This is a genomic window from Chromobacterium haemolyticum, assembly GCF_002081825.1.
Lineage (GTDB): Bacteria > Pseudomonadota > Gammaproteobacteria > Burkholderiales > Chromobacteriaceae > Chromobacterium > Chromobacterium fluminis.
The window spans coordinates 37,200-59,254 of the sequence record NZ_MUKU01000016.1 but is presented as its reverse complement, the minus strand read 5'-3'; the positions used below and the strand labels follow the sequence as shown (position 1 = coordinate 59,254).

The window sequence follows — 22,055 nt, the reverse complement described above, 5'->3', positions numbered from 1 at the left end:
ACGTGAAACCCTCCGTTGATTCGACTGGATCGTCATGAACCCTATTTATCCTTTATTCGCTTTCCTCATTGGCGTCGTGGTGCCCCTGCAGGCCGCCATCAACAACCAGCTCAAGGGCGTGCTGGGCAATAGCACGCTGTTGGCGGCGCTGGTGTCGTTTTCCGTGGGCAGCCTGTGTCTGGCCGGCCTGGCCGTCGCCACCGGTCAGAAATGGCAGGATCTGGCGCAGTTGGGCCGAGTGGAGTGGTGGATGCTGCTGGGCGGCGCGATGGGGGCGATGTTCGTGTTCGGCACCACCTTGCTGGCGCCGCGGCTGGGCGTGGCGGCCATGCTGTCCCTAGTGATCGCCGGCCAGGTGTGCGTATCCCTGATGTTCGACCGTTTCGGCTGGTTGGCGATGCCGCTGCGCGAGGTGAACGCGCTTCGGCTGCTGGGCGCGGCGCTGGTGGTGGGCGGGGTGTTGTTGGTTAACTTCGGCGATAAGTGGTTTGGACGCGTTTGAGTGATAGGCGCATAACCGCCACGCTAAAAACGGCAGCCGGAGGCTGCCGTTTTTGCTGTCGGACGCGCGGCGCTTATTTGGACTGCGGTTTGGACATCGGGCCCATGCGGCGGCCCATCTGGCCGTGCCATTGGTCCATCACCTTCTGTTGCTCCGGCGTGAGCTGAGCGTAGAAAGTTTTCAGCGCGTCCAGGCGTTTCTGCATCGCGTCCTGGTGCTGTTTCATCATGTCCAACATGCGTTCCATGCGCTGAGGAGCGGTGTCGCCGGCCTGCGGCTTGGGCGGCATCGCCCGTCCGCCCGGCTTCATCGAGGCGGCAAAGGTTTTCCAGGCGCCTTCCTGGCTGGCTTGCAGTTTGAGTTGATCGTGCAGCCCTTGCAGGTGGCGCGCGGCCATGGCTTCGTGCTGGGCCGGGTCCATGTGGCGGCCTTTTTCCATCATCGGCATCGGGCTTTGCGACGGAGCGTCGCCGGCGGCCAGCGCGGAGCCGGCGAGGCCGGCGGCCAGCAGCGTGGCGATCAGCATGGGCTTGAACAGCTTGGTCATGATTGAAGACTCCTACGGAGGTTGATCATGCAAGCAGTATTGACCATGGATGTCTGGCAAGTGTTGCGGGTAGGACGGGGCTTGTTACCGAGTGTTAACCGGGCCGGCCCGCTTAGTAGTTTGCAACAATGCGCGGGACGGCGCTGTCGGTGGCCGGCGGCTTAACCATCTGTTCTCCGTTCTGTCATGCCGGCGAGGTGATTAAGGGATTCCTGGAGTCTGTTCAAAATCTGCTGCGCTTGGTGAGACGCGACATGCCCATCTGCCGTGGGTGCCTTCCGCTTTCTCTGCCGCAAGATCTTGCCCCGATCTTGCTCACGAGGCTTTGAACAGCTTCTTAGTTGTGGGGCTCGTTGCCTTGGCCGGCCTGCAGTTTGCGCATCGGCCCCTGGCCCCGGCCCCCCATCAGCGGCGGGCTGTCCTGGTCCATGATTTTCTGCTGCTCGGGCGTGAGCTGGCCGTAGAAGGATTTGAGCGCTTCCAAGCGCTTTTGCAGGTTCAGCAGGTGGCGCTGGGCCATCAGCACGCGCTGTTCCATGCGTTCCGGCGCGGTGGACGCGTTTTCGCAAGACGGCATCGGACCGGGGCGGGTGGCGCTGGCGAAGGCCAGCCACGCGGCCTCCTGGGCCGGCTGGATCTTGAGCTTGTCGTGCAGCGCTTTCTGGTGCTGGGCGATAAAAGCGTCGCGTTTGGCCGGGTCTATTTTCCACGGACGGCCGGCGAAATTGCCCATCGGCGGGCAAGCGGGTTCCGGCGGCGCGGCCAGAGCGGCGCCGGCGGCGAGGCAGGCGAATATAAAGGGTATCTGCGGTTTCATAGGTGGGCCATTCCATTGATGGCTGCGATGCGGGCGGACGACATCGGCAGGATCACTCCATTATTCTGGATGGCGACTGTCAATTAAGTGTGAGTGGGCCGGGATCAATTGTTACCAAATGTAAAGCTCGCCGGCAAGCGTTTTGCTTACGGGCTTTTTCCCGACCAGGGCGGGGATTTGGACTAGAGTGAATTGCGGCATTCCCTTATCGTCGCCGGAGCGTTTTCGCATGAGCCTGCCTGACTCTTCATTTCCTTGGTTCTCCGCGCTCGGCGCCGGCGGTTTGAATGGCGCCTTGGTGGAGTATTGGATCGACGCCTGGCAGCGTTCGGTGCTGTATTGCGACATTCTGCGCCAGCGCGGGGACACCTATCTGGAGCACGCCGCCTCCGGTCACCCGCCGGTGCTGGTGTTCGACTACGACATCATCGTGGACGGTCGCGAACTGGAGCAGCCGGTCAATTACGCGCTGTCGGCGATCCGCCCGCCGGACGGCTGTCCGAAACCGGACCCGGCCAAACGGCCCTTCGTGGTGATAGACCCGCGCGCCGGCCACGGCCCCGGCATCGGCGGCTTCAAGATGGACAGCGAGATCGGCATCGCGCTGCGCCAAGGCCATCCTTGTTATTTCGTGATGTTTTTCCCGGTGCCGGAGCCCAAGCAGACGATTGAATGCGTGTGGCGCGCCGAGAAGATCTTCCTGCAAAAGGTGAACCAGCTGCATCCGCACAGTGCTGGCAAACCCTTCGTCATCGGCAATTGCCAGGGCGGCTGGGCGCTGGCGATGCTGGCGGCCACCGCGCCGGAGCTGGTGGGACCCATCCTGCTGGCCGGTTCGCCGTTGTCTTACTGGGCTGGCGTGGCCGGCAAGAATCCGATGCGCTATTCCGGCGGCTTGTACGGCGGCACCTGGATGGCCTCGCTGGTAGGCGATCTGGGCCACGGCCAGTTCGACGGGGCTCATCTGGTCAGCAATTTCGAACAGCTGGACCCGGCCAACACCTACTGGAAAAAGCCTTATTCGCTGTACGCCAAGGTGGACACCGAGCGTGAGCGCTTCCTGGAGTTCGAGCGCTGGTGGGGCGGCCACTATCTGCTCAACAAGGCCGAGATGGAATGGATTACCCAAAACCTGTTTGTCGGCAACCGGCTGAGCCATGGCGAGGTGACGCTGGAGGAGGGGCGGCAGGCGGTGGACTTGCGCAACATCCGCTCGCCCATCGTGGTGTTCGCCTCCTGGGGCGACAACATCACCCCGCCGCAGCAGGCCTTGTTCTGGATCGCGGACCTGTACCACAGCGTGGAGGACATCCGCGTTAATGAGCAGACCATCGTCTATTGCCTGCACGAGCAGGTGGGCCACCTGGGCATTTTCGTGTCCGCCGGCGTGGCCAACAAGGAACACAGCGAGTTGGCCAGCGCACTGGACTTGATCGATGTGCTGCCGCCCGGCTTGTATGAAGCCATCATCACCGATACCCACCCGGAAATGGTGGGGCTGGAATACTTGCAAGGCCGCTACGTGATCCGCTTCGAGCCGCGCGACATCGACGACATTCTGGCGTTGGGCGACGGCCGCCAGGGCGAGGCCGCCTTCGAAGTGGTGCGCCGGGTGGGAGAGGTCAACCAGCAGCTGTACGATACCTTCATCTCTCCCTGGCTGCGCTTGTACGGCAACGAGCATACCGCGCGCTGGTGGCGTGAAATGCATCCGTCGCGCTTGGAGCGGCGCTGGTTTTCCAGCCGCAACCCCTGGCTGGCCGGGCTGCGGCAATGGGCGGAGAAGGTGCGCGACGAACGGCGGCCCGCGGCGGAGGACAATCCGTTCTGGCGATGGCAGCAAAGCTACGCGCAGTTGATGGAGACGGCGCTGGACGGTTGGCGCGATGGTCGCGACGCCTGGCAGGAGTTGAGTTTCCGAACCTTGTTCGAATCGCCGTGGAGCGCGGCGCTGACCGGTTTGAAACCGCAGCGCGAATACGGAGTGCGCAAGGCGGACGGCAGCTGGGAGCGCAGCGAGATGCTGCGGCTCAAGCGCCAGGAGCTGGAGGCCCATTACGCCGAAGGCGGGCCGGTGGACGGGTTTTTGCGCTTGTTGATCTATGTCGCCATCGGCAACGGGGTAGTGGACGTGAGGCCGTTCAACGCTATCCGCCGGGTGATGCAGGAAACCGCCTTGGGCGAGGATTTGACGCTGGAGCAGTTCAAGCAGGCGGTTCGGCGCCAGACTTGGCTGGTGCGCAACGACGAGAAGCGCGCGCTGGCGACGCTGGAACATTTGTTGCCCACCGAGCAACAACGCCAGTTCGCGCTGGAGCTCGCGATTCTGCTGCTGCAGGCGGCGGGTCCCATCAGCGGCGAGAAGCAGCAGCGCCTGGGCCGGCTGGCGCTGGCGATGGGCTTGGCGCAGCGGCACAGTTCGCCTCCGGAGGCTCCGGCGCCGGTCAAGCCCGCGCCCAAACGTGCGCCGCGGCAACGCAAGCCCAAGCCGGCCGCGTGAGCACGGCTTTGCGGCGCGGCGGGGGCAAGGTACACTGCGCCCGCCCCAGCCAGAAAACACGACCATGAGCGCACCGCAACCCAAGAACCCCACCCACGGCGTCACGCTGGAACAGATGCTGAACCAGTTGGTCGGCCATTACGGCTGGCCGGAGCTGGGGCGGCGCATCCAGATCCGCTGCTTCAATCATGATCCCAGCGTCAAATCCAGCCTGGCTTTCTTGCGGCGCACCCCGTGGGCGCGTCAGCAGGTGGAGGACTTGTTCGTGGCGCTGAAGACCCGGCCGCAGACGCCCGCCGGTTCCGGAGCGGACTCCCGCCCGCGGCTGTTTTCCAAAAAATCGTCCTGACGATCGATTGTCCCTGTCCACGGTTTGACGCTGTATTGCGTTATGGCGATGGGAACCCCCTATCGTCAGCCGGGAGCGTGAGATGGAACTGGAAATCAGCGTGGAAGCGGAGAAGAAGTACTTGAACAGCCTGGTGGCGCTGACCGTGGTGCTGCTGTCGGTGTTCATGGGGCTGGGCAAGCTGAAGGACGACAATATCGTGCAGGCGCGCCAGCTATTGAAGGCGGACGCGGTGGACAGCTGGTCCGAATACCAGTCCAAGAAGATCAAGCAGCATCTGGCGGAAAGCAGTCAGCGCCAGGCGCGCTTGCTGGAGTTGGCCAATCCTGCGGCGGCGGCGGCCTTGAGGCCGGAGCAGGCGGCTATCCAACGCGACATCGCTCGCTACGCCGCGGAGGCGCAGGTTTTGCAGCTCAAGGCCAAGGCCAAGGAGCAGGGCTTTGAGGAGTTGAACGCGCGCCACGAGCTGTTCGACGTCAGCGACGCCGGCCTGTCCATCGCCGTGGCCTGCGCCGCGGTGGCGGCGCTGGCCGCCAATGTCATCCCGCTCTTGTGCGCCTGGGCTTTTGGCGCGCTGGGCGTGTTTTTCTGGCTGGCGGGCTTTGCCGGCTGGAATATCCATCCGGGCTGGATCGTTTCCCTGCTGGGCTGAATCGCCGCGGCAGCGGCCCTATCGGCGGCAGGGTTGCAACTGTCATCGATTTGGCTCAGGCTGTCCGGGTTTTCCGCATTCCTGCGTTTTGTCCCGAGACATTCTGAACTGGAGAAAAGCGATGAAACTGTATTTTTCCCCCGGCGCCTGCTCGCTGTCCCCGCATATCGTGTTGTTCGCCAGCGGCCTGCCGTTCGACACCGAGAAGGTGAATCTCAAGGTCCAGCCGCATCTGACCGAGGGCGGGGTGGACTTCTCCACCATCAATCCGCGCGGTTATGTGCCGGCCTTGCAGCTGGATAACGGCGAGCTGCTGACCGAGGGCGTGGCCATTGTGCAATACCTGGCGGATCAGGCGCCGGCCAAACAGCTGGCGCCGGCCAACGGCACGCTGGAACGCTACCGGCTGCAAGAGTGGCTGAACTATATCGCCACCGAGGTGCACAAGGGCTTCTCGCCGCTGTTCTATCCCAATAGCGACGAACTCAAGCAGCAGACCTGGGACAAGCTGACCCGCCGGCTGGCGCTGGCGGAGCAGCAACTGGCGAAAACGCCTTATCTGCTGGGCGAGCGTTTCAGCGTGGCCGACGCCTATCTGTTCACCTGCCTGAACTGGGCGCAGTTCGTGCAGCGTTCGCTGGGCGATTTCCCGGCGCTGATCGATTTCCAGAAACGCGTGGCGGCGCTGCCCTTCGTGCAGCAGGCGCTGAAGGCGGAAGGCTTGCTGGAGTAATTCCCACTGGAACGGGAATAAGTTAGCCGTTCCAGACAAGATCATGCCCGGCTCCAGCCGGGCATTTTTCATGGCGAGTGGATTTATACTGCCTCGGCCTGCAGGTGCCGCAGATACGCGTCCGAGCTGGCCTCGATCTCGGCGTCGCTCAGATCGTGCTCGGCGCCGTGCAGGGCGAAGCCGGGCAGCCATTCGGCGCGGAGGTAGCGGCAGGTCAGTTCGAACGGCCGCAACACTTCCTCTATCCGGTACAGATAACGGCCGTCCGCCGCGAAGTCCCGCTCGCGTATGCCGGTGGACACCGCCACGCTGATGCGTTTGTCCCGCATGCGCCAGTCTTCCGGTCGCGCGCCGATGGCGAAGCCCTCGTCCAGCACCTGGTCCTGCCAGGTTTTCAACAGCGGCGGCGAACTGAACCAGTACAGCGGGAATTGCAGCACGATGCGCTGGTGCTGGTTCAGCAGCGCCTGTTCGCGCGCCACGTCGATGTTCCCGTCCGGATAAGCCTGGTATAGCGCGTGCACGGTGTAGCGTTCCGGATGCCGGTGCAGCGCGGCCATCCAGCGGCGGTTGATTCGGGATTGCTCAAGATTGGGGTGGGCAACGATGATCAGGGTTTTCATGGCGCTTCCTGTAAAATGGGAGACGGCATGCTAACAACGGATCAAGCTGTTGATAAGTATGTACTTTTTTGTTTCATAAGCACCAAAAGGTAACTGTGCCCGCATGAGCGAACTGAATTTTCCCATCGACGCCACCGTGCGGCTGGTGGGCGGAAAATGGAAGTGCGCGATTCTGTGCCATTTGTCCGAGGACAGCCGGCGCACCGGCGAACTGCGCCGCTTGCTGGGCGGGGTGTCGCAGAAGGTATTGACCGAGCAGCTGCGCGAACTGGAGCGCGACGGCCTGATCGCGCGCACGGTGTACGCGGAAGTGCCGCCGCGGGTGGAATACCGCTTGACCGAGCTGGGCGACACGCTGCGGCCGGTGATAGACGCGATGTGCGCCTGGGGGGCTTTCTATCTGGAGGGGCCGGCGGCGGGCGTATAATGCGGGCGCGATAAAACCAGAAAAGGGCTGTCCCGTGAAACTTGCGCCTCTCCTCGTCTCCTCCCTGTTGGCCGCGCTGGCCGCCAACGGCTGGGCCGCCCCGCTGAAGCTGCGGGTGTTGGAAACCTCCGACGTGCACATGAACCTGCTGGATTACGACTACTACCAGGACAAGCCGACGCAGGACTTCGGCCTGGCGCGCGCGGCGACGCTGATCCGCGCGGCGCGGCAAGAGGCGCCCAACAATCTGCTGATAGACAACGGTGACCTGTTGCAGGGCAATCCCTTGGGCGATCTGGTGGCCAAGGTTCAGCCGCTGCGCGCAGGCGAGGTTCATCCCGCCTACAAAGTGCTCAACTGGCTGGGTTACGACGCCGGCAATATCGGCAACCACGAATTCAATTACGGCTTGCCCTTCCTGAGCCAGGCGCTGAAGACGGCGGCCTTCCCCTATGTCAACGCCAATGTGGTGGACGCCAAGACTGGCCAGCCCTATTTCCAGCCCTATGTGTTGCTCAAGCGGGAGTTCAAGGATGAGGACGGCCAACCGCAGATGCTGAACATCGGCGTGATCGGCTTTGTGCCGCCGCAGATCATGCAGTGGGACAAGGCCAATCTGCAGGGCAAGGTGGAGGTGAGGGACATCGTCGACACCGCGCGCCGCTATCTGCCCGAGCTCAAGCAGAAGGGCGCCGACATCGTGATCGCGGTGCCGCATTCCGGTTTCGAAAAAGGCGAGAGCGCGCGCTTTGCCGAGAACTCGGTGGCCGGCCTGGCCGAGGTGGCCGGCATCGACGCCATCCTGTTTGGCCACGCTCACGCGGAATTCCCGTCTTCCGCCTTCGCCGGCTATCCCAAGGTGGACCTGGCCGCCGGCACCATTAACGGCGTGCCGGCGGTGATGCCGGGACGCTGGGGCGACCATATCGGCGTGGTGGACCTGGTGCTGGAGCGCGGCGACGGCGGCTGGAAAGTCAGCGGCAAACAGGCCGGCTTGCGCGCCATCTACGATAAGCAGGCCAAGCGATCGCTGGCGGCCGCCGAGCCCAAGGTGGCCGAGCTGATCGCCGCCGAACACCGCCGGACGCTGGACTATGTGCGCGGCAAGGTGGCGGAAACCCGCGCGCCCATCTACAGCTACTTCGCTCAGGCGGCGGACGATCCCTCGGTGCAGATTGTGGCGGAGGCCCAGGCCTGGTATGTGAAGAACGCGGTCAAGGGCACCGAGTACGAAGGCTTGCCGGTGCTGTCCGCTGCCGCGCCGTTCAAGGCCGGCGGCCGTCAGGGCTGGAATTACTACACCGACATCCCGGCCGGCCCGCTGGCGATCCGCAATCTGGCCGATCTCTATATCTATCCCAACACGCTGAAGGCGGTGAAGGTCAGCGGCCGTGAAGTGCGCGAATGGCTGGAGATGTCGGCTGGGCAGTTTCTGCGCATCGATCCCAAAGGCCCCAAGACCCAGCCGTTGCTGAACCCGGAGTTCCGTTCCTACAACTTCGACAGCATCGCCGGCGTCAGCTATGAGATCGACGTCAGCCGGCCGGCGCGCTACGACGCCGACGGCAAGCTGGCGGCGCCGGACAGCCATCGCATCGTCAAGCTGAGCTATCAGGGCAAGCCGATAGACGAGAACGCCAGCTTCCTGGTGGCCACCAACAACTACCGCGCCTCCGGCGGCGGCCACTTCCCCGGCATCGACGCCAGCCGCGTGGTGGTGGATTCTCCGGACGAAAACCGCGCGGCGGTGGCCGCCTATCTGGCCGAGCGCAAGGTGGTGGACCCGGCGGCCAAGCCGGCCTGGCGCATCCTGCCGGTGTCCGGCGTCGCCATGCGCTTCGACACCGGCGCCGGCGCGTTGCGCTATCTGGCGCGCCAGCCGCAGTTCCGCCTGGCGGCGGAGCATGGCGACGGTTCGGTGAGCTTGGAGCTGGTGGAATAAGATAAAGGTTTAAGAACCTGCTCAATGCCTGCTGCGCGTTGTGGCGCGTTACACGGTGAGTACAACTTCGAAATGCGCATATACCGTATGTACTCTCCGCTTTCTCTGCCGCAACGCCTTGTCTTGCTCGCGAGACTTTGCACCGATTCTGAGGCGGCAAGCGCCTGATGTTCCACGTGAAACCCGGATAGAACGATGACCGAAGCCCTGATCTCTACTGAAAAACTCACCGCCGCATTGCAGCGTTTTGCCGATGAACGCGATTGGAACCGTTATCACACGCCGCGCGGCCTGATGCTGGCTTTGGTGGGAGAGGTGGGCGAATTGGCGGAAATCTTCCAATGGCTGAGCGACGAGGAGGCTGTCGCGCTGCGCCACGATCCGGCGCGCTTCTCCCATCTGCAGGAGGAAATTGCCGACGTGCTGCTCTACCTGACGCGGCTGGCGATGGTGACGGGAGTGGATCTGGACGCGGCGGTACGCGACAAGATGGCGAAAAACGCCGTCAAATACCCTGTGCCAACGGCCGGCTGAGCCTACGGCATGGAAAAGCTAAGCTGTGGTTTGGCGTTGTTATCGCTGATTGAACCTGGCTTAGATTTCGCTTCATTCATTAGCTGGAATGCATAGATGTCCGAGCAAATACACCGCCTTCGCCAGATGCTGGAGCAGGCGGAAACCATTGTGGCGCTGACCGGCGCCGGCATGAGCACCGAGTCCGGCATCCCGGACTTTCGCTCCGCCAACGGCCTGTGGTCGCGTAGCATGAGCTTGGCCGAAGTGGTGTCCATCGATTATTTCCGCAGCGACCCGGAGGCGTTCTGGCTGGCGTTTCGAGAGATCTTCCGCATCAAGTTGATTGGCGATTACCGGCCCAACGCCGGGCACCAATTCCTGGCGGAACTGGAGCAACAGGGCAAGCGGGTGACGGTGCTGACCCAGAACATAGACGGCCTGCACGCGCGCGCCGGCAGCAGCCAGGTACTGGAATTGCACGGCAGCTTGCTGACCGCCAGCTGTCCCAGCTGCGACACCACTCATGCGCTGGATTACGTGCTGCATCACCCATTGCCGGTCTGCCGGCTGTGCCACGACGTGCTCAAGCCCGACGTGGTGTTGTACGGGGAGGCGGTGCCCTTGATTGAGTTGGCCTTCGACGCCGCCTTGCAGGCGGACCTGCTGCTGGTGATGGGCTCGTCGCTGGAGGTGTCGCCGGTCAATCTGATTCCTTTGGAAGCGGCGCAGGCCGGCGTGGCCACCGCCTTGATCAATTACACGCCCACGCGCATGGATCACGCCTTCGACCTGCGCATTCTGGGTGGCATAGGGGAGACCTGCCGCGCCTTGTCCAAGGTCTGAGAGGCGGCGCAGGATCCGCCGCGCGTCGGCTCGCGAGAACTTGAAGAGGCTTTAAAGAACTGCGGCGTGGCTTCGCATTTAAAATTCATTTGGTATTTCTGTGTCAATCTCCTATCTTTAAACATGTTGCAAAACCGTTGAAAAGGGGGATTTACAAATGGATGCCATTAACTGGAGTCACTGGACCGATCTGGCGGTGAAAATCGGCCTCAACATTTTATCGGCCATCTTGCTGTGGCTGGTGGGCCGCTGGCTGATCAATTTCGCCACTCGGCTGCTGGACGCCAAGCTGGCCAGCAAGTCGCTGGACCACACTATTCGTCAGTATGTGAGATCTTTCCTGGATGTGACGCTGACTATCGTGCTGGTGATCGGCATTCTCGGTTTCTTCGGAGTGCAGACCACGACCTTCGCCGCAGTGATCGCCGCCGCCGGCGTGGCGGTCGGCATGGCCTGGAGCGGCTTGTTGGCCAACTTCGCCGCCGGCATCTTCCTGGTGGTGTTGCGGCCGTTCAAAGTGGGCGATCTGGTGGGCGTGGCCGGCGTCGTCGGCACGGTCAAGCACATTGGTCTGTTCGCCACCGCGGTGGATACGCCGGACGGGGTGCTGACCCTGATCGGCAACAACAAAATCTTTTCCGACACCATCCAGAACTTCAGCGCCACCGAGCAGCGCCGAGTAGACCTGAAAGCCCAGTTGGCCGCCAGCGCTGATCACGCCGCGGCGATGAGTTTGCTGCGGGAGACGGTGGCCAAGGTGCCCAATGTGCTGGCCAGCCCGGCGCCGGACGTTGGCCTGCTGGAGTTCACGCCCTTGGGACCGGTGTTGGCTGTGCGGCCGTATTGCAAGCCGCAGGACTATTGGCAGGTGTATTTTGACAGCAACCGCGTGATTCGCGAGACCCTGGCCGCCGGCGGCTTCCCGGCGCCGGAGCAGGCGATGGTGGTGCGTCAGAGCTGAGCGCCGCAGGCGCTGGACAACAATAACGGGGCCGCTGGCCCCGTTTTGCTGCGTGTTGGCCGGTTTAGCGGACGTCGTTCCGCCGCGCGAACTCGTCCATCTGCTGCTTGAGCTCGGGCATCAAGCGCTGGCCGATGTCCTGCATCAGCACCGGACCGATTTCCGCCGTGATCTTGGGCATCAGCCGCAGCATCTTGTTGCCGGTGGGGGTTTGATAGAAAGCGCTCATCTCGCGGATCTCGGCGACGCTAAAATTCTTGCTCAGCGCTTGGACCTGCACTCCGTTCATCAATTTGCGGGTTTCGGGAGAGTGGAAATAGGCTTGCTGGGTTTTCATCATCTGCTGCAAAAAGGTGCCGACCTTGTTTTTGCAGTCAGGCGTCTCCGCGCAGTTTGGCAGGTTTTGCCACAGCTGCTGCTCCATTTGCTGCTGCATGGTGGCTTCCATCTGTTGCATCGTTTGCGCGATGATCTCGTCGTAACGCATCGCCTGCAGCAGCGCTTTGGCGGCGGCGATGCTGTCTTCGGCGGCGAACGCCGGGCCGGCGTGGAATAGGGCGGCGCACAGGCCGGCGGCGAGCATGGATTGAAGGCGCATGGCCGTTCCTCATCTTGGATGAAGCGGCCATGCTGATGGCTTGGGAGACCGGCGTCAACCGGGCGGCTCGTCTCAGAGTCCGTTTACGATCTGCTGCGCGCCGCGAGGGGTGAAACGGTGAGTGCGGCTTCAGAATGCTTATGTACCACCTGTACATTCCGCTTTTTCAGCCGTTTTCGCCTTGTCTCGCCTTTGCTCGCGAGATCGTAAACACGTTCTTAGGACGCCGGCGGGAAATCACCCATATCCTGGCATTGCTCCACCCACAAGGTGTCCGGTCCGGAGTTGGGGATGTAAACCTGATTGACCGGTGACGGCGGGTAATTGGCGTCCGGCGCGCAATCGGCGCTTTGGCCGGGGCCTACCGCCACTTGCGCGCCCACTTTGAGTTGGCAGCGCACCATGCGGTTGAGCTGGCTCCAGCTCGGGCAGATGGCGTTGGCGGCGCGGTAGGCGCTTGTCGGCCCCTGCGGCTGGCTGAACGACCACCAGCGGCCCAGGCGCGAGTTGGCCTTGTTGTTGTCGTAGACGCGGTAGACCGTCACGGTTTGATCCGCCGGCTCCTGGCGTCGCACCTGGCCGGCGCACAGGCCGCCTTTGCCGGGCTGGCCCAATGCGCTATTCAGCAGATCGGGATTGTCCACCGCGGCCATGCCGGGCAAGGCCGGCTGGGTCTGGCCGGCGCAGCGGTCGCTGCCGGGCGTGGCCGCGCAGCCGAGCAAGAGCGCGCAGGCGGAAGCGAGCAGCCAGTGGCGAGGGGTCAGGGGCATGGCGGGTCTCCATATTGGTTCGTTTGAGTTTTGAGTTGGCGGCAGCGCGCCATCTTCAATACTAGAAAATGCGATTGGCATTTTCAATTCGAAGTGGGGTTTGACCGGCAGAAAGAACGGGCGGGAAAAAAAGAGGGCGTCGACATGGTCGACGCCCGCAAGCTGTAGGAACACTCGGGTACTACGTTTACAGCAACTTCAATCCGTTCAACTTAGACCTGCTAACAAAACTCCTGATACTGCGTTGCGCCTCCTTGTCGTACGACTTGTACTGCCTGCGTCGGCGTGCCTTGCCTCAGCCGTAAAACTGAGTTTTGTTAGCGGCTCTTAGGCCACCTGGCGGTTTTTGCCGCCCGGCTTCAGTTCGCCCAGCAACTGGGCTTGTTTGCTCTTGGCCTGCTGGTAGTTGCGCTCCTTGATGTGGCCGAAGCCGCGCACGCCTTCCCAGGTTTTCACCAGCTCCACCGCGCGCGGCAGCGCGTCCAGCGTCAGTCCGCCCAGCAAGTCTTCCACCTGCCGCTCAAACACGCCGATCAGTCGACGCTCCAGCTTGCGGTCGGCCTGCCGGGCAAACGGGTCCAGCAGGGTGCCGCGCAGGAAGCGCAGTTTGGCCAGCCACTTCATGCCGGTCAGCAGCCAGGGGCCGAAGGCCACTTTGCGCGGCTGCCCGCCGGTAATCCAGCCGGCGCCGATGTGGAAGCGTAGCTGGTAATCGCCGTCAAACTGCTGCGCCAGCTCGCGCTGGAAGCCGCCGTCTGTGTAGAGCCGGGCCACTTCGTACTCGTCCTTGTACGCCAGCACATGGTAGTAATTTTTGGCCACCGCCAGCGTCAGCGCGCTGCTGGCCGGGTTCAACGCTTCCTCGGTCTGACGCACCCGCGCCACCAGCGCCTTGTAGCGTTCGGCCAGCGCCGCGTTCTGATAGGCGGTCAGCGCGGTGGCGCGATGGTGCAGCACGGCGTCAGGGGTTTCACGTGGAACGAAGGCCACCACCGCCGACGGGCTGACCAGCGCTTCGATGCGCGCCGGATCGTGGGCGGCGTGACGGCCCCAGCTGAAGGCGTCCTGGTTGAACTTGACCGCGGCGCCGTTCAGACGCACCGCTTCCATGATGGCTTCCAGAGTCACCGGCACCAAGCCCTTTTGCCAAGCGTAGCCAAGCATGAACATATTGCTGGCGATGGCGTCGCCCAGCAGGGAGGTGGCTAGCCGGGTGGCGTTGACCTCGCTGTAGCGGCCGGCGCCCACCGACTCGATGATGGCGTCTTTCATCGCCTTGCTGGGGAAGCGCACGTCCGGATTCTTCAGGAAGGCGCTGGTCGGCGATTCGTAGTTGTTGACGATGGCGTGGCTGAAGCCGTCGCGCATTTTGGCCAGCGCCTCCTCGGCGGCGGTCACCACCAGGTCGCAGCCCAGCACCAGGTTGGCGTCGCCGGCGGCGATGCGCACGGCGTGCAGCTTGTCCTGGCTGTCGGCGATGCGCACATGCGACCACACCGAGCCGCCTTTTTGCGCCAGGCCGGCCATGTCCAGCACGGTGACGCCTTTGCGGTCCAGATAGGCGGCCATGCCCAGCACCTGGCCTATGGTGACCACGCCGGTGCCGCCCACGCCGGTGACCATGATGCTGAACGGTTCATGAAGCTGCGGGATCTTCGGTTCAGGCAGTGTCGGCATCGTGCTTAGGCTGGCGCTGCTGCCGGCGGATTTCTTCAGTTGGCCGCCTTCCACGGTGACGAAGCTGGGACAGAAGCCTTCTACGCAGGAATAGTCCTTATTGCAGCTGGATTGGTCGATCTTGCGCTTGCGCCCCAGCGGGGTTTCCACCGGCAGCACCGACAGACAGCCGGATTTCTGGCCGCAATCGCCGCAACCCTCGCATACCTGCTGGTTGATGAAGGCGCGCTTGGCGGGGTCGGGGAAGTCGCCGCGTTTGCGGCGGCGGCGCTTCTCGGCGGCGCAGGTCTGATCGTGGATCAGGATGCTGGTGCCCTCGACTTCGCGCAGTTCTTTTTGCAGCTGGTCCAGCTCGCGGCGGTGGAAGACTTCCACGCCGGCCGCCAAGCCCTGGACGTTCTGGTATTTGTCCGGGTCGTCGCTGGTGATCACGATGCGCTTAATGCCTTCCGCCGCCAGTTGGCGGGTGATCATCGGCACGTCCAGATAACCGTCCACATGCTGGCCGCCTGTCATCGCCACCGCGTCGTTGTACAGGATCTTGTAAGTAATGTTGACCTTGGCGGCCACGGCGGCGCGGATGGCCAGCAGGCCGGAGTGGAAGTAGGTGCCGTCGCCCAGATTGGTGAAAATGTGCTTGGTGTGAGTGAACGGCGCCTGGCCCACCCAGGTGATGCCTTCGCCGCCCATTTGGGTGAAGGTCTTGGTGCTGTCGGCCTGTATCCAGTGCGCCATGTAGTGGCAGCCGATGCCGGCGACGGCGCGGCTGCCTTCCGGCACCTTGGTGCTGGTGTTGTGCGGACAGCCGGAGCAGTAATGCGGCACGCGGGCGATGGATTCGCGCGGCTGGACCAGCTGGGCTTCCTTGTCGTCGTAGAACTTCAGCCGGTCGTGGATGATGGGGCTGTCGAAAATCAGCGCCAGCCGGCCGGCGATCGCGCGCGCTATCATCGCGGGGGTCAGTTCGCCGGCGGCCGGTAGCAACCAGTCGCCGTGTGGCAGCGCCCATTCGCCTTTTTCGGCGAACTTGCCCACCACGCGCGGTCGCACGTCATCGCGCCAGTTGTACAGCTGCTCTTTCAGCTGGTACTCGATGATCTGGCGTTTTTCCTCCACCACCAGGATTTCTTCCAGCCCTTCGGCGAACTGGCGCACGCCTTCCGGCTCCAGCGGCCACACCATGCCCACCTTGAAGATGCGCAAGCCGATATCGGCGGCCAGGGCTTCGTCTATGCCCAGATCGTCCAGCGCCTGCATCACGTCCAGATAACTTTTGCCACAGGTGATGATGCCCAGCCGCGGCTTGGGCGAATCCAGGGTGATGTGGTTCAGCTTGTTTTCGCGGGCATAGGCCAGGGCCGCGTACAAGCGGTGGTGCAGCACGCGTTTTTCCTGCGCCAGAGGGGCGTCCGGCCAGCGGATGTTGAGGCCGTCTTCCGGCAGTGGGAAGTCCGCCGGAATCTTGAACTGCAGCCGTTCCGGCGAGATGTCGACGATGGCCGAGCTTTCAATGGTGTCGGATATCGCCTTGATGGACACCCAGCAGCCGGAATAGCGGCTCATCGCCCAGCCATGCAGGCCGTAATCGATGATTTCCTGCACCCCGGACGGGCTGAGCACCGGAATCATGCTGGCGGCGAGGATGTGGTCGGATTGATGCGGGAAGGTGGACGACTTGGCCGCGTGGTCGTCGCCGGCCACCAGCAGCACCCCGCCGTAACGGCTGGTGCCGGCGGCGTTGCCGTGCTTGAGCACGTCGCCGGAGCGATCCACGCCCGGGCCCTTGCCGTACCACAGTGAATAGACGCCGTCGTATTTGGCGCCGTCGAACATATTCACCTGCTGAGTGCCCCAGACCGCGGTGGCGGCCAGGTCCTCGTTAAGGCCGGGATGGAACACAACATTGTGCTCCTGCAGGTATTTGCCGGCCTTCTGCATGGTCTGGTCTACGTTGCCCAGCGGCGAGCCGCGATAGCCGGTGACGTAGCCGGCGGTATTGAGCCCGGCGGCGCGGTCCAGTTGTTGTTGCAGCATGGGCAGGCGCACCAGCGCCTGAATCCCGGTCATCAGCACCTGGCCGGTGGGGGCCGTGTATTTTTCTTCCAGGTCTGCGTGGCGGATCGACATGGTTTCTCCTCCTGTCATTCTCGGGCGCGTCCCGCGGGCGCCTGCGCCGCGCTGTGGACGTCCCATCGCTTGTGGCGATGGGGCCGGCCTGAGCCTTGTGGGCGCGTGCGGCCGGCCTTCTCCTTAAGTTTTAGACCCGCTGGCCCGATGCCACCGCCCCTTAAGAACGTATTTACGATGGTAAACAGATTCTATCCAGGGTGGCGGCCCGGTGTGTCTGCGCCCGCCGCATGGTTGCGGTCTATGCGGCGCCGACGGCTTCTCCTTTGTTGTCAGCGGTTGAGCTCCATCTCCAGCCGGTGTTGTTTTTGATCGCCGGCCTGCTTGGCATGTCGGCGCGGTCCCTGGTCCGGGGCTGGGTTCTAGAGTCTTTTCTCTATTTGATCGGACTATAAGTTACGTTTACGTCAACGTCAAAGAGATTGACTGATGTGGACGGCGACTGCGGCGATTGTGCCAGCGCAGCATGCTTGCCATTTGGAAAGTCATTGTTTTAAATATTGAACAATCTGTTGATTGAATAGCGGTTTTTCCGCTGAGGCAATTTGGTTAAGCTGTCATCCTGACCCCCTCCCTTGCTGTGTGAAATCCCATGAGTTCAAATGCTTCTACTTCCGAAAGCGGCCGCGGCGTCGCTTTCACCGTTGCCGCCTTCATCTGTTGGGGTCTGTTTCCGCTGTACTGGAAGCCGCTGCACGATGTCCCGGCTTTGCAAATTCTGTGCCACCGCATTGTTTGGTCGGCGCTGTTCGTCGCTGCGGTGCTGACCGTGCGCAATCATTGGGGCTGGTTGCCGGCGGCGGTGCGCGAACCGCGCAAGCTCGGCATTTTCGCCTTGTCTTCCTTGCTGCTGTCTTTGAATTGGCTGATCTATATCTGGGCGGTGAACGCCGGACACGTGGTGGAGGGCAGCCTGGGTTACTTCATCAATCCGCTGTTCAACGTGCTGCTGGGCAGGCTCTTCCTGTCCGAGCGCCTGAGCGGTTTGCAGAACGCCGCCTTGCTGCTGGCGGCGGCCGGCGTGGCCTGGATCACCTACAGCGCCGGGGCGTTGCCGTGGATCGCGCTGTCGCTGGCGGTCACCTTTGGCCTGTACGGACTGCTGCGCAAGAAAGCGCCGCTGGCTTCGCTGGAGGGGCTGGCGCTGGAAACCTTCCTGATGACGCCGCTGGCGGCGGTGGCGCTGGTCTGGTTCGAATGGCAGGGGCAGGGGGCTTTCGGCCATGGTTCCACCGCGCAGACCAGCTTGCTGATCGGCGCCGGCGTGGTGACCGCGGTGCCCTTGTTGCTGTTCGCCGCCGGCGCGCGCCGGCTCAAGCTGGCGACGGTGGGGGTGATTCAGTACATCGGCCCCAGCATCCAGCTGGCCTTGGGCGTGTTGTTGTTCGGCGAAGCCTTCGACAGCGGCCGCGCCATCGGTTTCGGTTTGATCTGGGCGGCTTTGCTGCTGTACTCCGTCGCCGGCTTGCTGCAGATGTGGCAGGGGCGACGAGCCGTCGCAGCCTGAGTTTTCCGTCGTCAGGACAGCCCGCGTTTCGCAAGAAACGCGGGCTGTTTTCATTAGGATAATTTGCTATAAACCACTCAATGGGCCGTCGCCGGACACTTTCGGCTCCGGCCCATTGCCGAGCCGAATCCGGCCCGTGTCTGTAGTTCCAGAGCACCGAGCGCGGCCGCACCGCGCCGCCTATGCATCGTTGTGATGCCGTTGCCGCCCTGATTGCCCCAAAAACAAGCATTCGCTCCGCGCCGCCTTCGTGCTGCCGGCGGCGGAGTGACATGGTCAATATTTTGCAAGGAGGCGCGTCATGGCGCTCTATTTGGTTAGCGTGGTTTTCTTCGGTTCGGACCTTTTGATCCGCTTGGCCCTGCGCGCGCGTTCCCGCGCCTGGGTGGGGGCGGCGCTGGCGGCCGGCCTGTTGCTGGCTTGCTTGCTGTATCCGATGTTGAGCGATTGGGCGCTGCCCTATATGCCGGACGAACACGGCATGCAGCTTTACGCGGCGATGGTCGGCCTGCAATTGGGGCTGACCGATGCGGCCATTTCCACCAGCCTGGCCCGATATCTAGGTTGGTGGCGCTAAGAACCTGTTTACGATCTGCTGCGCGTCGGCGATACGGCGTTGAAAACAGCATTCGAAATGCTCATGTACCGTATGACCATTCCGCTTTCTCAGCCGTTTTCGCCTTGTCTCGCCTTAGCTCGCGAGATCATAAACACGTTCTAAGCGCCGACGCTGGACGGCCGCTTCGGAGGGCGCGGCCGTTGCCGTTTTCTTGTCATGCCATGGTGATGTTTCACGCAGATTATGCTTGACGCCATGCCGGCCCGGTAGCAGACTGCGCAGCGTCGCCAGGCCCCACAAGCCAGACGACGCATGCCGGACGCCTTCCCGCTCCCCGCGGGCCAGCCGTCCATGATCTTTATCGTTCTTTACAGGTTACGCCATCATGGCATTGTTCTTTATTCCCCTGTCGCGGCACTTGCTGCGCGACATTCTCGGCGACGACCACGCGGCGTTGGCCGATAAAGCATGGCGAGAAAGCCAGGCTCAACACCAAGATCAACAAGGGCAATACCAGCGTCAGGAGCTGGAACAGCGCATTCACCGGCTGAGGCTGGAGAAGGGCGGCTTATGCTGAGCCCCTTGCTCTACAGTCGGCGCCTGATGCTGCGCGATTTCCGCCCGGACGACCACTCTGCCTACGCGATGGCGCGCAGCGGCCGCGAGTTCGCTCGTCATTACCCGCCTGAAGAAGTGACGCCGGCGCGCAGCGGGCAATGGTTGCTGCGCTTTCTGGAGCAGCAGCGCGATTCTCCCCGGCGAGCCTGGCAGCTGGCCATCGTGCGCGTCGAAGACAAGGCGCTGCTGGGCTCGGTGGGTCTGCGCGGACTGGAGCGCGGCGGCGAAGCCGGCTTCGGCATCGAGCTTGCGGAGTCGGCCTGGGGCCAGGGCTACGCGCTGGAAGCGGCGCGAATGATGCTGGACTTCGGCTATCGGCAGCTGGGCTGGCACCGGATCTGGGCCGATTGCGCGCCGGGCAACATCGCCATGTTGCAATTGGCGCGACGGCTGGGCTTCGTGGTGCAGCCGCTGGGCGCGGAGCCGCGGCTGAACCTGCTGTTGTCCGCGGTGCCGCTTCCGTTCTCCGGCCCTCGGCGCGAAGTGCTGCAATGGGCTGCCGCCAGTTGTTAGAGCCAGTTCACGATCTCGCGCGCTAAGAGCCTGTTCAATGTCCGTTGAGCGTCGGCGATACGGCGTTGAACAGGTGCTTAGCGATGGGAGCGGCTCGCACTTGACCCGTGTGGAAGGCGCGCGCACACTCAATGCAAATTTCATAAACAGACTGTCCAGGCCTGCCAAAAGCGGCTGATGGGCAGCGCAAAGGAGAGTAGCAAGATGACAGCAATTGCCGAACTGCGCGCGGAGTTCGACCAGCTCAACCACGATTACCTGGCGGTGCACAAAACCAAGGAAGACCTGTTCTGGGACACCTATATGGCGGTGTCCGACGACCACGACGGTTTCGCTCGCGCCGAAGCCGACTACAAAGCCTTTATCTCCAGCCCGGAACGGCTGTCGGTGGTGCGCGCGGCGTTGGAGCGTTTGCAGGCGCAGCCGGCCGGCGCGGAGCGCGACGCCTTGCTGCACGGCTATCAGGGTTGGTTGGCCCTGTTTGAAAGCAACATCATCGACAGCGCGGCGGCACAGGAGCAGATGCGCCGGCTGATCGAGATGGAGGCCGAGTTGTTCGCCAAGCGCCGCGACCTCGCGCTCAGCCACATCAACGAGCGCGGCGAGCGCGAAGAGGCGACGCTGACCATGCTGGCCATCAATATGGCCACCAACCCGGATCTCGCCGCGCGCAAAAGTTCGCACGACGCCTTGCTCGATCTGGAGCGCTGGGTGCTGGACAACGGCTTTCTCGACATCGTCAAACAGCGCAACGCGCTGGCGCGCAGCCTGGGCAACGCCGATTATTTTGAGCACAAGGTGCGCAAGAACGAGCAGATGACGTCGGAGGCGCTGTTCGCCGTGCTCGATGATTTCGAAGCGCGCACCCGCGACGCCAATCAGCGGGCGCTGCGGCGCTTGGCCGACGACAAAGGCGCGGAGGCGTTGCTGCCGTACAATCTGCGCTTCCATATGAGCGGCGACGTTACCCGGCAGATGGATCCCTATCTGCCGTTCTCCAAGGCGGTGGAACGCTGGGTGCTGAGTTTTCGCCGCTTGGGCGTGCAATACCGGCAGGCCACCATGCAGCTGGACCTCGTGGAGCGCAAAGGCAAGTATCAGAACGGCTTCTGCCACGGGCCGGTGCCCAGCTATTACGACGGCGGCCGTTGGGTGCCGGGCAGGATCAATTTCACCGCCGACGCCACGCCGGATCAGGTGGGCAGTGGCGCGCGCGCGATCAACACTTTGTTCCACGAAGGCGGCCACGCCGCTCATTTCGCCAATGTGATCCAAAACGCGCCGTGCTTCTCCCAGGAGTTCGCGCCCACCTCGATGGCTTACGCCGAAACCCAGAGCATGTTCTGCGACAGCCTGCTGAACGACGCCGACTGGCTGAAGCGCTACGCCCGCAACGCCGCGGGGGAGGCGATGCCGGACGCCTTGATCCGCGCGCGCATCGAAGCGGTCCAGCCCTTCTTCGCCTTCTCCGAGCGGTCCATCGCCGTGGTCGCTTACTTCGAGCGCGAGCTGTACCGGCTGCCGGAGGCGGAACTGACGCCGGAAACGGTGTTGGCGCTGGCGCGCCGCTGCGAGCGCGAGATCTTGGGCGTCGAATGCGGCCCGCGGCCGCTGCTGGCGATTCCGCATCTGTTGAATCAGGAGTCGGCGGCGTCTTATCACGGCTATCTGCTGGCGCATATGGCGGTGTATCAGACCCGGGCCCATTTCCTGCGCGAATACGGCTATCTGACCGACAACCCGGCGATCGGCCCGCTGCTGGCCAAGCATTACTGGGCTCCGGGCAACAGCCTAGATCACGACGCCACTTTGCTGAGCCTGACCGGCGAGCATTTCAACGCCCGTTATCTGGCGGAAGCCTGCGACCTCAGCGTGGACGAGGCCTGGCGAGAAGCGGAGAGGCTGATCGCCGCCGCCGCGGAACGGGATTATGCGCGGGATTACCCGGAGCGGCTGGACGCGACGATACGTCTGGTGCACGGCGCCGAGCTGATCGCCGACAACGCCGCGGGGGAGACGGAAATGTGCCGCCGTTTCGAGGCGTGGGTGGGGGAGCGTTACCCGGCCGTTGCACACTAAGAACCTGTTTACGATCTGCTGCGCTGCTGCGCTGCTGCGCTGCGGCGATACGGCGTTGAAACCGAGCTCAAAATGCTCATGTACCACCTGTACATTCCGCTTTTTCGCTCGTTTTCGCCTTGTCTCGCCTTAGCTCGCGAGATCGTAAACACGTTCTAAGGTTTGCTCACGATCCGCTGCGCTTCGCGGGACGCG

At 63.1% G+C, this 22,055-nt stretch carries 21 protein-coding genes; 15 read left to right on the top strand and 6 right to left on the bottom strand.

Annotated features, from left to right (window positions below; all coding sequences use genetic code 11):
- The first annotated feature begins 34 nt into the window (after positions 1-34).
- Complete coding sequence (locus tag B0T39_RS13740) at positions 35-502, top strand: DMT family transporter (protein ID WP_081547519.1); 468 nt, start codon at positions 35-37, stop codon at positions 500-502.
- Positions 503-575: 73 nt separating this feature from the next.
- Here the strand turns inward: B0T39_RS13740 and B0T39_RS13735 are convergent, their stop codons facing one another.
- Entirely contained in the window at positions 576-1,049 is a 474-nt protein-coding gene (locus tag B0T39_RS13735) for a Spy/CpxP family protein refolding chaperone (RefSeq protein ID WP_081547517.1), read from the bottom strand.
- Positions 1,050-1,386: 337 nt separating this feature from the next.
- Positions 1,387-1,866: a Spy/CpxP family protein refolding chaperone gene (locus B0T39_RS13730; RefSeq protein WP_081547515.1), complete on the bottom strand. Its 480-nt coding sequence runs from the start codon at positions 1,864-1,866 to the stop codon at positions 1,387-1,389.
- Between the two features lie 229 nt (positions 1,867-2,095).
- Between B0T39_RS13730 and B0T39_RS13725 the strand changes: the two genes are divergently transcribed.
- The 4 genes from B0T39_RS13725 to gstA all read left to right on the top strand — a co-directional run bounded on the left by B0T39_RS13725 (position 2,096) and on the right by gstA (position 6,100).
- Complete coding sequence (locus B0T39_RS13725; protein ID WP_081547513.1) at positions 2,096-4,366, top strand: TerB family tellurite resistance protein; 2,271 nt, start codon at positions 2,096-2,098, stop codon at positions 4,364-4,366.
- Positions 4,367-4,430: 64 nt separating this feature from the next.
- Positions 4,431-4,715: a VF530 family DNA-binding protein gene (locus B0T39_RS13720; RefSeq protein WP_081547511.1), complete on the top strand. Its 285-nt coding sequence runs from the start codon at positions 4,431-4,433 to the stop codon at positions 4,713-4,715.
- Between the two features lie 82 nt (positions 4,716-4,797).
- Positions 4,798-5,367 carry a DUF4337 domain-containing protein gene (locus B0T39_RS13715; protein WP_081547509.1) on the top strand — a complete coding sequence of 190 codons (570 nt, stop codon included), beginning with the start codon at positions 4,798-4,800 and terminating at the stop codon, positions 5,365-5,367.
- A 121-nt stretch (positions 5,368-5,488) separates the two neighbouring features.
- Positions 5,489-6,100 carry a glutathione transferase GstA gene (gene gstA / locus B0T39_RS13710; protein WP_081547507.1) on the top strand — a complete coding sequence of 204 codons (612 nt, stop codon included), beginning with the start codon at positions 5,489-5,491 and terminating at the stop codon, positions 6,098-6,100.
- Positions 6,101-6,183: 83 nt separating this feature from the next.
- Here the strand turns inward: gstA and B0T39_RS13705 are convergent, their stop codons facing one another.
- Positions 6,184-6,723, bottom strand: coding sequence for an NAD(P)H-dependent oxidoreductase (locus B0T39_RS13705; protein ID WP_081547505.1), 540 nt, complete (start codon positions 6,721-6,723; stop codon positions 6,184-6,186).
- A gap of 103 nt (positions 6,724-6,826) precedes the next feature.
- Here B0T39_RS13705 and B0T39_RS13700 point away from each other — a divergent pair, with 103 nt between their 5' ends.
- From B0T39_RS13700 to B0T39_RS13680, 5 genes are all read left to right on the top strand, one after another.
- The gene (locus B0T39_RS13700) at positions 6,827-7,150 is read left to right on the top strand and encodes a winged helix-turn-helix transcriptional regulator (protein WP_081547503.1); all 324 of its coding nucleotides are present in this window, start codon (positions 6,827-6,829) and stop codon (positions 7,148-7,150) included.
- 34 nt (positions 7,151-7,184) lie between these two features.
- Positions 7,185-9,092, top strand: a complete 1,908-nt coding sequence (locus B0T39_RS13695; protein ID WP_081547501.1) for a bifunctional 2',3'-cyclic-nucleotide 2'-phosphodiesterase/3'-nucleotidase — start codon at positions 7,185-7,187, stop codon at positions 9,090-9,092.
- 195 nt (positions 9,093-9,287) lie between these two features.
- Positions 9,288-9,626, top strand: a complete 339-nt coding sequence (locus B0T39_RS13690) for a nucleotide pyrophosphohydrolase (RefSeq protein ID WP_081547499.1) — start codon at positions 9,288-9,290, stop codon at positions 9,624-9,626.
- A 96-nt stretch (positions 9,627-9,722) separates the two neighbouring features.
- The gene (locus B0T39_RS13685) at positions 9,723-10,451 is read left to right on the top strand and encodes an NAD-dependent protein deacylase (protein ID WP_081547497.1); all 729 of its coding nucleotides are present in this window, start codon (positions 9,723-9,725) and stop codon (positions 10,449-10,451) included.
- A 157-nt stretch (positions 10,452-10,608) separates the two neighbouring features.
- Entirely contained in the window at positions 10,609-11,412 is an 804-nt protein-coding gene (locus B0T39_RS13680; RefSeq protein ID WP_081547495.1) for a mechanosensitive ion channel family protein, read from the top strand.
- Between the two features lie 64 nt (positions 11,413-11,476).
- Here the strand turns inward: B0T39_RS13680 and B0T39_RS13675 are convergent, their stop codons facing one another.
- The 3 genes from B0T39_RS13675 to B0T39_RS13665 all read right to left on the bottom strand — a co-directional run bounded on the left by B0T39_RS13675 (position 11,477) and on the right by B0T39_RS13665 (position 16,584).
- Complete coding sequence (locus B0T39_RS13675; protein ID WP_081547493.1) at positions 11,477-12,010, bottom strand: DUF2059 domain-containing protein; 534 nt, start codon at positions 12,008-12,010, stop codon at positions 11,477-11,479.
- A 218-nt stretch (positions 12,011-12,228) separates the two neighbouring features.
- A complete protein-coding gene (locus B0T39_RS13670; protein WP_081547491.1) occupies positions 12,229-12,780 on the bottom strand; it encodes a hypothetical protein in 552 nt (183 codons plus the stop codon).
- A gap of 327 nt (positions 12,781-13,107) precedes the next feature.
- Entirely contained in the window at positions 13,108-16,584 is a 3,477-nt protein-coding gene (locus tag B0T39_RS13665; protein ID WP_081547489.1) for an indolepyruvate ferredoxin oxidoreductase family protein, read from the bottom strand.
- Positions 16,585-17,176: 592 nt separating this feature from the next.
- Here B0T39_RS13665 and rarD point away from each other — a divergent pair.
- The 5 genes from rarD to B0T39_RS13645 all read left to right on the top strand — a co-directional run bounded on the left by rarD (position 17,177) and on the right by B0T39_RS13645 (position 21,860).
- Positions 17,177-18,091 carry an EamA family transporter RarD gene (gene rarD / locus B0T39_RS13660; RefSeq protein ID WP_081547487.1) on the top strand — a complete coding sequence of 305 codons (915 nt, stop codon included), beginning with the start codon at positions 17,177-17,179 and terminating at the stop codon, positions 18,089-18,091.
- A gap of 301 nt (positions 18,092-18,392) precedes the next feature.
- Positions 18,393-18,668, top strand: a complete 276-nt coding sequence (locus B0T39_RS13655; RefSeq protein WP_081547485.1) for a hypothetical protein — start codon at positions 18,393-18,395, stop codon at positions 18,666-18,668.
- A 367-nt stretch (positions 18,669-19,035) separates the two neighbouring features.
- On the top strand, positions 19,036-19,227 hold the full coding sequence (locus tag B0T39_RS25665; protein WP_166451596.1) for a hypothetical protein: 192 nt from the start codon (positions 19,036-19,038) through the stop codon (positions 19,225-19,227).
- A complete protein-coding gene (locus B0T39_RS13650; protein WP_176219551.1) occupies positions 19,221-19,781 on the top strand; it encodes a GNAT family N-acetyltransferase in 561 nt (186 codons plus the stop codon). Before B0T39_RS25665 ends, B0T39_RS13650 begins: the two co-directional genes overlap by 7 nt.
- A gap of 204 nt (positions 19,782-19,985) precedes the next feature.
- Positions 19,986-21,860 (top strand): M3 family metallopeptidase, encoded by a 1,875-nt coding sequence (locus B0T39_RS13645; RefSeq protein ID WP_081547481.1) that lies wholly within the window; start codon positions 19,986-19,988, stop codon positions 21,858-21,860.
- Positions 21,861-22,055: the final 195 nt, after the last annotated feature.

Coding starts and splice junctions, on each gene's coding strand:
- B0T39_RS13740 (WP_081547519.1), top strand. CDS start 35: ATGAACCCTATTTATCCTTTATTCGCTTTCCTCATTGGCGTCGTGGTG.
- B0T39_RS13735 (WP_081547517.1), bottom strand. CDS start 1,049: ATGACCAAGCTGTTCAAGCCCATGCTGATCGCCACGCTGCTGGCCGCC.
- B0T39_RS13730 (WP_081547515.1), bottom strand. CDS start 1,866: ATGAAACCGCAGATACCCTTTATATTCGCCTGCCTCGCCGCCGGCGCC.
- B0T39_RS13725 (WP_081547513.1), top strand. CDS start 2,096: ATGAGCCTGCCTGACTCTTCATTTCCTTGGTTCTCCGCGCTCGGCGCC.
- B0T39_RS13720 (WP_081547511.1), top strand. CDS start 4,431: ATGAGCGCACCGCAACCCAAGAACCCCACCCACGGCGTCACGCTGGAA.
- B0T39_RS13715 (WP_081547509.1), top strand. CDS start 4,798: ATGGAACTGGAAATCAGCGTGGAAGCGGAGAAGAAGTACTTGAACAGC.
- gstA (WP_081547507.1), top strand. CDS start 5,489: ATGAAACTGTATTTTTCCCCCGGCGCCTGCTCGCTGTCCCCGCATATC.
- B0T39_RS13705 (WP_081547505.1), bottom strand. CDS start 6,723: ATGAAAACCCTGATCATCGTTGCCCACCCCAATCTTGAGCAATCCCGA.
- B0T39_RS13700 (WP_081547503.1), top strand. CDS start 6,827: ATGAGCGAACTGAATTTTCCCATCGACGCCACCGTGCGGCTGGTGGGC.
- B0T39_RS13690 (WP_081547499.1), top strand. CDS start 9,288: ATGACCGAAGCCCTGATCTCTACTGAAAAACTCACCGCCGCATTGCAG.
- B0T39_RS13685 (WP_081547497.1), top strand. CDS start 9,723: ATGTCCGAGCAAATACACCGCCTTCGCCAGATGCTGGAGCAGGCGGAA.
- B0T39_RS13680 (WP_081547495.1), top strand. CDS start 10,609: ATGGATGCCATTAACTGGAGTCACTGGACCGATCTGGCGGTGAAAATC.
- B0T39_RS13675 (WP_081547493.1), bottom strand. CDS start 12,010: ATGCGCCTTCAATCCATGCTCGCCGCCGGCCTGTGCGCCGCCCTATTC.
- B0T39_RS13670 (WP_081547491.1), bottom strand. CDS start 12,780: ATGCCCCTGACCCCTCGCCACTGGCTGCTCGCTTCCGCCTGCGCGCTC.
- B0T39_RS13665 (WP_081547489.1), bottom strand. CDS start 16,584: ATGTCGATCCGCCACGCAGACCTGGAAGAAAAATACACGGCCCCCACC.
- rarD (WP_081547487.1), top strand. CDS start 17,177: ATGAGTTCAAATGCTTCTACTTCCGAAAGCGGCCGCGGCGTCGCTTTC.
- B0T39_RS13655 (WP_081547485.1), top strand. CDS start 18,393: ATGGCGCTCTATTTGGTTAGCGTGGTTTTCTTCGGTTCGGACCTTTTG.
- B0T39_RS25665 (WP_166451596.1), top strand. CDS start 19,036: ATGGCATTGTTCTTTATTCCCCTGTCGCGGCACTTGCTGCGCGACATT.
- B0T39_RS13650 (WP_176219551.1), top strand. CDS start 19,221: ATGCTGAGCCCCTTGCTCTACAGTCGGCGCCTGATGCTGCGCGATTTC.
- B0T39_RS13645 (WP_081547481.1), top strand. CDS start 19,986: ATGACAGCAATTGCCGAACTGCGCGCGGAGTTCGACCAGCTCAACCAC.